Annotated in this window: 6 protein-coding genes; 5 read left to right on the top strand and 1 reads right to left on the bottom strand. The window is 52.1% G+C overall.

Features of this window, described 5'->3' with window-relative positions; translation table 11 throughout:
* The 3 genes from AACZ40_RS26305 to AACZ40_RS26295 form a co-directional block, all read left to right on the top strand.
* On the top strand, window positions 1–1,590 hold a 1,590-nt coding region (locus tag AACZ40_RS26305), incomplete at its 5' end, for a M1 family aminopeptidase (protein ID WP_339676537.1).
* A gap of 500 nt (window positions 1,591–2,090) precedes the next feature.
* On the top strand, window positions 2,091–2,246 hold the full coding sequence (locus tag AACZ40_RS26300) for a hypothetical protein (protein ID WP_291168392.1): 156 nt from the start codon (window positions 2,091–2,093) through the stop codon (window positions 2,244–2,246).
* 185 nt (window positions 2,247–2,431) lie between these two features.
* Window positions 2,432–2,668 carry a hypothetical protein gene (locus AACZ40_RS26295; RefSeq protein ID WP_291168390.1) on the top strand — a complete coding sequence of 79 codons (237 nt, stop codon included), beginning with the start codon at window positions 2,432–2,434 and terminating at the stop codon, window positions 2,666–2,668.
* Window positions 2,669–2,775: 107 nt separating this feature from the next.
* Here AACZ40_RS26295 and AACZ40_RS26290 read toward each other — a convergent pair whose 3' ends face one another.
* Window positions 2,776–4,029: a hypothetical protein gene (locus AACZ40_RS26290; RefSeq protein WP_291168388.1), complete on the bottom strand. Its 1,254-nt coding sequence runs from the start codon at window positions 4,027–4,029 to the stop codon at window positions 2,776–2,778.
* Window positions 4,030–4,640: 611 nt separating this feature from the next.
* Here AACZ40_RS26290 and AACZ40_RS26285 point away from each other — a divergent pair.
* Window positions 4,641–5,630: a LysR family transcriptional regulator gene (locus AACZ40_RS26285; protein ID WP_291168386.1), complete on the top strand. Its 990-nt coding sequence runs from the start codon at window positions 4,641–4,643 to the stop codon at window positions 5,628–5,630.
* Between the two features lie 265 nt (window positions 5,631–5,895).
* Window positions 5,896–9,267, top strand: a 3,372-nt coding sequence (gene gltB, locus AACZ40_RS26280; protein ID WP_339676531.1) for a glutamate synthase large subunit, incomplete at its 3' end; no start/stop codon positions are given.

The raw sequence follows: 9,267 nt of genomic DNA, 5'->3' as shown, positions 1-9,267 counted from the left end.
GTGGCCGCTTCCGGACTGTTACAGAACCCGGTAGAAGTACTCACTCCCGAACAGCGGACGCGACTTGACCAGGCAAAGAACGCGAATAAGCCGATGTTTATTGTGACGCCCGAGGAAGCAAAGAAGAACGAAGCCTCTCCATCCACAGGAAAAAAAACATGGGTTTTCCAGGCGGATCAGGTGCGTGACTTCGCGTTTGCCAGTTCGCGGAAATTCATCTGGGATGCCCAGGGCCATCAGGTGGCAGGCAACGAGAAACCAGTGATGGCAATGTCGTTTTACCCGAATGAAGGGGAGCCCCTGTGGAGTAAGTATTCGACACATGCCATCATCCACACGCTGGATGTGTTTTCGAAGTACACCTTTCCGTATCCCTATCCGGTCGCGATTTCAGTCAATGGTCCGGTGGGCGGCATGGAATACCCGATGATCTGCTTCAACGGTCCCCGTCCGGAAAAAGACGGCACTTATTCCAAGCGGACCAAGTATGGCCTGATTTCCGTGATCATTCATGAAGTCGGTCACAATTATTTTCCGATGATCGTCAACAGCGATGAGCGGCAGTGGACCTGGATGGATGAAGGGATGACCACGTTTCTGCAGTTTTTAACGGAGCAGGAATGGGAGCCCGATTATCCGTCGCGGCGGGGAGAGCCCCGCGATATCGTGGACTATATGAAAGGGAACTACCAGGTTCCCATCATGACCAATTCGGAATCGATTCTGCAGTTTGGCAATAACGCCTATGGCAAGCCGGCAACGGCGCTGAATGTGCTGCGGGAAACCATACTCGGCCGCGAACTGTTCGATTATGCGTTCAAGGAATATTCGCGCCGCTGGATGTTCAAACGCCCGACGCCTGCCGATTTTTTCCGCACGATGGAAGATGCGTCTGGCGTTGATCTGGACTGGTTCTGGCGGGGCTGGTTCTATACGACCGATCATACCGATCTGTCGGTGGAGAATGTCAGGCAGTATCTACTGGAGACCGGGGACCCCTATGTAGACAAAGTCCGCCGCAAAAAAGAACGGGATGAAGAACCGGAGTCGCTGTCTGATATCCGCAACCAGAAGCTGCCGAAACGGACTGATAAATTCCCGGAGCTCAAAGATTTCTACAATGAGTTTGATGACCTGGATGTCACCGACGCGGATCGAAAGAAGTTTGAGGATCATCTCAAAGAGTTGAAAGCGGATGAGAAAAAACTGCTGGAAACTCAGAATTATTTCTACATGATCGATCTCAAAAATCTGGGCGGGCTGGTGATGCCGGTGATTCTCAAGCTGACATTCGAGGATGATAGCTCTGAAATGCTGCGGATTCCTGCGGAAATCTGGCGGCTGAATAACCAGAGTGTCTCCAAACTGATCTTAACCGAGAAACCTCTGAAAAGTCTCAAGCTGGATCCTCACCGGGAGACCGCGGATACTCAACTGTCCAATAATGAATTTCCCCGGACCATCAGCAAATCTTATTTCCAGTTGGAAAAATCCAAAAAATCGAAGAACGAAATGCAGAAACTGCAGGCGGAAAAGAAAGCAGCAGAGAAGAAAGCCGAGCCTAAACAGGAACAGAAACAGGCAGAGTGAGGGGCGGCAGTCAGGGCCATTTGAATTGAGTGCCGGATTCGATCCGGGCGATTTCCATCGAAGTGTTCTGTGATCCTGGTGCCATCCCAAGTTACTGCTGTGAATGATGTTAAGTGTTCCGTTTCTATGCTTTGGGACGTTGTGATCCTGCAGATGGGAGAGGGGGGCTTCCTTTTCTTCCAGTGAACGAAAAGTTCCCATTTACAGGCAGCCAGGCTCTCGGGCCGCCTGTTCCAGTAGACGGGCGGCCATGGTGTCGTAGGCTTGGGGATTCTCAGGCCGTCTCAAATTTAAGATGACACCGGACAGGGTCGTTTTCGGGACGAATTCCTGTCCATAACGTTTTTCAGGCGCCGGTCGCCGGGTAGTTATTTCCTCTGAAAACAGGGATTTGCAGGGGAGTCGGGTGATTTCAGGCTTGCCACAAAAACTGCTTTCATAAATAATTTAACCTGTGATCAATTCTAATTTTCGATGTTTTTGATGAGGAGGCAGATCAAGTGACGGGTTACACGGTCCATACAGGTTCAACCGAAGATTTCTCTAACGGCTGGGACCGCATTTTTGGTGAGAAAACCGTCAAAAAAGAGAAGAAAAACAAGAAAGCCAAAAAGAAGACCGCCGCAAAGAAAGATTCGAAAAAGAAGAAGAAGTAACCGTTCTTTTCCGACAGAGTCAGTTGAAATTCAATCCGTCAGGCGAAACTCAGAGTGGGGTGTTCTCCCCTTTCGCCTGGTAATTTTTGCACAGGGCCGTGCTAATGCTTTAAGCCCGGAAAACCGATAAATAATTTCGTGCTTTTCCTGCTTAATGTAGTCAATCTCAGGACATGGAGGTAACGATGTCAGAAGAAAACAACCAGGAAGAATATGAAGAGATCACCAGTGAAGAAGTCGACCGCATTGTCGCCAGACTGGAAGCACTGATCGAATCAACCGACAGCGAAAACATTCGCTCTTATCTGGAAGAAGCGATGAACGAGATTTATTATCTCGTATATGAGGAAGGCGATGAAGAGTGGGATTCCGAAGTGGAAGCCTGCGGCGAAGACGATGAAGATCTGTCTGAAGCTGCCTGATCCTCCCTGAAAGATAATTGATTGCTGCGCAAACCAGCAAAACTTAAGGCCACTTCCCCTGTTCACGGGAAGTGGCCTTTTTCGTTTTTCAGCTAGAAACTTCGCCGTTATTTTTCGAGTTCCACTGTGATCGACCGTTTTTTCGCGTCGACTTTGGCAGGTTTACCAAACTTGATTTTTTTGGCGAACGCCTCGACATCAGTCACGGGGGAAATCTTGAAGATCGTAGTTTCCCCTTCCGCCATCGGCACGATATTAACCTGCTCGGAATCATCCACTGACAGCAGGATCTGTTCAATAATCGGATCCTGCTCCGCGTTGCTGAGCTTCTTTTCGATGACGATGGTCACGATCTGATTGGGATCGGCAGGCTTGTTTTCTCCCAGGCTCGGACCACCAGGGCCAGGTCCGCCCATCATGGGCTGCTGTCCCAGCTGCATCATCATCATGGGAGCCAGCATTGCGACCGGCGCCAGGATGGGTGAGAGGGTTTTGTTAAATTCTTCTTCGGATTTGGCATTTTCCAGCTTGGCCAGTGTCTCATTGACCTGCTTGATTCCGGCCAGGGTCTGTTCTTTCTGAGCGGTCACTTGCTCGGGTGTCAGATCGGCCAGTTTTTTACGGACATCCGCCATTTTGGTGTCCCAGTTGTCTGCCAGGTTTTTGGGGATCCATTTTCCTTCGACTTTGACCATCTCTTCTTCTTTTGGCTCTTCACCGGGCGCTTCAATTTTGATGGTCGCGGTGTCACCTTCTGTCTTCACGACTGTGACTTTGGTCTGCTTCAGTTTCTCAGAAAAGCTGGGCTCACCCTCCTTCTGGGGCACGAGACTGGACAGGGCCATCACACTCTTTGCCAGCTGATTACCGGTCGTTGACAGGAATTTGCCACCATCGAAGCTTTTCAGTTTGTCCAGGCTGGACAGATCGCTGTTCACCAGGGCGGAAATGATGTTCGTCGTCGGATCCCAGAACTCGTCCATCTTTTCCGGAGGCACGGGCAATCCTTGAATCATCTGATTTTTGAGGATGTATTCTTTTTTATCCTTCAGCAGTTTCGCCAGTCGCTGTCCGGTTTCAAACGTACCGTTGTACATTTCCGGGTCCATTTTCGAGGCAAACTCATGGGCAATGCCGTTCACATCCTGTTGATAACTGGCAGGCAGGAAATTCCACACAGCTTCCATCTGCTGATTATTGACACCATTGAGCATTGCCAGAATGGATTCATCCGGTCCCAGTGGTTTGGCTGATTCAGCTGCACCCTGTGCGCCAGGATCTGCAGGTTTACCACATCCGGAGAGCAGGGGGAGTGTGCCGACTATAAATACAAAGGCAAACAGCGGGATCAGTTTCTTCATAAGGATTCCTTTGAGTGAGAGAAAAAAGGGACGTGTAAACATGTGTCGCTGCATTCCTTAACAGTCGAGAAATATGATCATATCTCTGCTCGATTGAGTTGAGTAGGTATGCAGGCCCATTAGTCGTTTCAGATTCCTGAATTTCGTAGACATCAAAATAGTAGTTATCATAGAGGATGCCTGGTCCAGCAGACTTCCCTCTGTTCTGCAGGGCAGCTACAGCTAAACATAGATCAAAATACGCGTTTCGCCTGCGTTTCTCGCTACTATAAGCAAATTGAATAGAACCAACGTGAAATATAAGTGTCAGGATGAAACGAATTTCAGTTTGGAGTGTTCAATACAGGGTAGCGAGACCCGATTACGGGATGGCAATTCCAGCCGTTCTTAAATTTGCTTTTGGCGATCGCTCAGAAGATGGGCCGTAAGTGTTATTATTTCAATGCCTTGTGAAGAATGCAATTTTCCTAAGTGACGTTGCCATTTTTTTCGGAAAGTCGTGCGCTTGACTTCCCGGCGCTTTGATACCTACACTGTGCCGTATTCGAAATTTAAATACTGCAGACCGGCTATTATTAGTATTCCTTATAAATAGGACAGGTTTCACTTCCATGCATCTGCGTAATGCTGAACTATTCTGTGATGTCGTCGTGCAAGGCAGCTTCTCCAAGGCTGCTGAGGTTCGTCGTGTATCTCAGTCTGCCGCCAGTCAGGCAGTGCATGCGTTAGAGAAACGACTGGGGGCCCAGCTGATTGATCGCTCCAAGCGACCCTTTGAACTGACTCCCGCCGGTGCGATTTATTTTGATGGCTGCCAGCAGTTGCTGAAGTCATTCGAGCAGGTCGAAGAGCAGGTTCGCCGGGCCGTCGGTCAGACACGCAGCCGCGTACGGATAGCCGCCATTTATTCTGTGGGCCTGGCGCAGATGCACGATTATGTCGAGCATTTCCAGCAGTTGTATCCGGACGTGATGGTGACATTGGATTATCTGCATCCGGATGAAGTCTATCAGCGAATCTGCGAAAATCAGGCTGATCTGGGACTGGTTTCCTTCCCGAAAGAAGAGAAAGATCTGACGAGTATCCTCTGGCAGGAACAGCCCATGGTACTGGTCGTGCATCCCGGTCATCCACTGGCCGAGCGCGAGAGCTGCCCGGTCGATGCCATAGAAGATGAACCTTTTGTGGCTTTCACATCTGAATTAGTCGTTCGACAAAAGATCGATCGCTGGCTGAGAAAAGCCGGTGTCCACGTACAGTTGATTCATGAATTTGATAACATCGAAAATATGAAACGGGCTGTCGAAGCCGGGGCAGGGATTTCTGTACTGCCTTTACCGACAGTCGCCAGAGAAGTTCATGACCAGTCGCTCAAAGTGGTGCGTCTGGAAGAAGTCGAGTGGTCCCGCCCGATCGGGATCATTCAGAGAAAGCAGAAAACGACGCCTGATATGGTGTCGAAATTCATAGAAGTCTTGCATGAAGACCCCGCGAATTTCTCCAGCGCTCGCAGAGAATCGACCGAGGTAACGGCGTCAGGAAGATCCCGGTCTTCCGCCATGGATGCGTTTTCGTTCGGTCCTTTGATAGCGCGTGAATAAGCAGGTTGATTGTCTGCGTTTTTCCTGTTTGGATGGATCCACCCGATTTAAGCCAGGAGAGGACTCTCCCTTCAGTATGGCTCGAATCTGAATGTTGGTTGATCTTTGACAGAAAACTTTCCGGTACCAGACCGGTAACAAAGGGGCATTCGTCTCTCCAGGGCGAGGTGCCACGATGGTAATGAGAGTGCGACGACTGTTCGCAATAACAGAATGCCTGGTGGGCATTGATTTTGTAAAACATTAGTTTGAATGGTGAAGTAAGATGACAAGTCGAACCGTTCGGCGTGGAACTGATTCCGAGAACAAAGCACGAAGCTCCATTTTTCAGGTGGGGCAACTTCCGGAAGCGCACGGGCTCTACGATCCGGAATTCGAGCATGACAGTTGTGGTGTCGGGTTTGTCGCCCATATTAAAGGCGAACGTTCGCACCAGATCGTGCTGGACGCCGACGAAATGCTACGTCATATGACTCACCGGGGCGCCTGTGGCTGCGAAGAAAATACCGGCGATGGTGCCGGGATTCTGATCTCCATGCCTCACGACTTCCTGGCGCGCGTCGTCAAGGAAGATCTGAACCTGACGCTGCCCGCGCAAGGCAATTATGGCCTGGGAAATGTCTTCCTGCCCACCGATGTTTCCCAGCGGGAACATTGCAAGAAGGCAGTTGAGGAAATTGCCCATCAGCAGGGACTGGTCGTACAAGGCTGGCGTCCCCTGCCGGTCTGTCCGGATGTCGCCGACATAGGACCTTCCGCGCTGCGGGCTCTGCCTCACATGGAGCAGGTCATAATTTCGACTTCCAACGGCAAAGTCGCCGACCAGGATCACCTGGAACGCCAGCTCTACATCATTCTGAAAGCCTCCAGCCGACTGCTGCGTGAAGGCAGCAATCTGCCCCAGGGGCTCATGTTCTACTTCTGCTCCCTCTCCACCAAGGTGCTCGTCTATAAAGGGATGCTGACCCCCGATCAGGTCATGCCCTTCTATCCCGACCTGCAGGCTGATGATTTCACAAGTCACCTGGCGATGGTTCACTCCCGTTTCTCCACGAACACGTTCCCCAGTTGGGACCGCGCCCAGCCCTGTCGTTTCATGGCTCATAACGGCGAGATCAACACGCTGCGGGGAAATGCCAACTGGATGTATGCCCGGCAGGGAATGATGTCCAGTGACCTGTTCGGCGAGGACTTGAACAAGCTGTTCCCGATCATCGAACCTCACTGTTCCGATTCCGGGAACTTTGACAATGCCCTCGAACTGCTGCTGATGTCCGGCCGTCCGCTGCCGGAAGTCATGATGATGATGATTCCCGAAGCCTGGCAGAATCACCATTCCATCTCCGTTGCCAAACGGGCCTTCTACGAATACCACTCTGCTCTGCAGGAACCCTGGGACGGACCTGCCTCCGTTTCCTTTACCGATGGTCAATGCATCGGGGCAGTTCTGGACCGGAATGGTCTGCGCCCCAGCCGCTATTATGTGACCCACGATGACCGGGTGATCATGGCCAGTGAAGTGGGCGTTCTGGAAGTCGATCCTAAAATCGTCAAGGAAAAAGGTCGCCTGCAGCCCGGGAAAATGTTCCTGGTCGACTTCGAAGAAGGCCGCCTGATCCCCGATGAGGAGATCAAGGAAAAATACGCCACCAAACGACCCTACCAGGAATGGCTGCAGAATCAGCGGATTCTGTTGAGCGATCTTCCCCTGGAAGGGGAACTGGAACACGTTCCGTCTAAGGAACTGCTTTCACGCATGCAGGCTTTCGGCTTCACCTTTGAAACGCTGAAGTTCATGCTGATCCCGCTGATCAAATCGAAGAAGGACCCGATTGGCTCCATGGGCAACGACGCTGCTTTAGCCTGCCTGAGCGATCAGTCGCGCCTGCTCTACGATTACTTCCACCAGTTGTTTGCGCAGGTGACGAATCCGGCGATCGATTCGATCCGCGAAGAAGTCATCATGTCCCTGGAGTGCTATATCGGCCCGGAAGGCAACCTGCTGGACTCCACCGAAGATCAGTGTCATCGCCTGTTGATTCCGGAACCGATCATCAGCAACGAGGAAATGGCAGCCATCAAAGCCATGGACTACCGTGGCTGGAAGAATAAAACCATTGACGTCACCTATCCCAAGTCAGAAGGGGAAGCCGGCTTCCGCGCTGCCCTGGATCGCATCCGGGAAGAAGCGTCACAGGCGATCGCTGATGGCTTCAGTCTGATTACGCTTTCTGACCGTGCGGTAGGACGCACGCGGATCGGTCTGCCGACACTGGTTTCCTGCGGTGCGATTCACCATCACCTGGTTCGCAATGAACAGCGTACACAGATCGGCATTGTCCTGGAAACCGGCGAAGCCCGCGAAGTACATCATCACTGCCTGCTGTTCGGTTACGGTGCCGATGCCATCAATCCTTACATGGCGTTCGAAGCACTCTGGCATTCACTGGAAGTCGGGGAACTGGATGCGGCCAAATGGACCCGCGAATCGATCGTTGCCGCCTACCGTAAAGGTGTCAGCAAAGGCATGCTGAAAGTCATGGCCAAGATGGGGATCTCGACTCTGCAGAGTTACAAGGGAGCCCAGATCTTCGAAGCCGTTGGTCTGAACAAGGAAGTTATTGATACCTGTTTTGCCGGCACCGCAAGCCGGATCAAAGGCATTGGTTTCGACGTGGTCGCAAAAGAATGTGAAATGCGTCATAACATCGGTTATCCGCAGCGGGAACAGCATCGTCTGCCCGTGCTGCCGAACCCCGGTGTGTACCACTGGCGTGCCAACGGAGAAAAGCATTCCTGGTCTCCCGAGAATATCGCGAACATCCAGGCAGCTGCCACCACGGGTGACAAAGAAGCTTACAAGCGATTTGCGAAAGCCGTCAACGAGCAGACGACCCGCGAGTGTCATCTGCGGGGGCTGTTGAAGTTCAAAAAACGGGATGCGATTCCGCTGGAAGAAGTCGAACCGGTCACGGAAATCGTCAAGCGGTTCTGTACGGGAGCGATGAGCTACGGCTCGATCTCTGCCGAATCCCACGAGGCACTGGCGATTGCCATGAACCGCCTGGGTGGTAAGAGCAATACTGGTGAAGGGGGCGAAGATTCTGCCCGCTTCAAGCCCATGGAGAACGGCGATTCCAAACGCTCCGCGATCAAGCAGATTGCCTCCGGTCGGTTTGGTGTAACCAGCTGGTACCTGACGAATGCCGACGAGCTGCAGATCAAGATTTCGCAAGGTGCCAAGCCGGGAGAAGGGGGCGAACTGCCCGGGCATAAGGTCAATAAGATCATCGCCTCGGTACGTCACTCGACTCCGGGTGTCGGGCTCATCAGTCCTCCACCGCACCATGACATTTATTCGATCGAAGACCTGTCGCAGCTGATCTACGACCTGAAGAATACCAACCCGAAAGCCCGTATCAGCGTGAAGCTGGTTTCGGAAGTCGGCGTCGGTACGATTGCTTCCGGCGTGGCGAAAGGTCATGCGGACAATATCCTGATCTCCGGTGCTTCCGGCGGAACGGGTGCTTCCCCGCTGACCAGCGTCAAGCATGCCGGGCTGCCCTGGGAACTCGGGATTTCCGAAACCCATCAGACCCTCGTGTTGAACCGCTTGCGGGACCGGATCACGGTTCAG

The organism is uncultured Gimesia sp., from assembly GCF_963972345.1.
Taxonomy (GTDB): Bacteria; Planctomycetota; Planctomycetia; order Planctomycetales; family Planctomycetaceae; genus Gimesia.
This window is presented reverse-complemented; position numbering and strand designations above follow the sequence as displayed.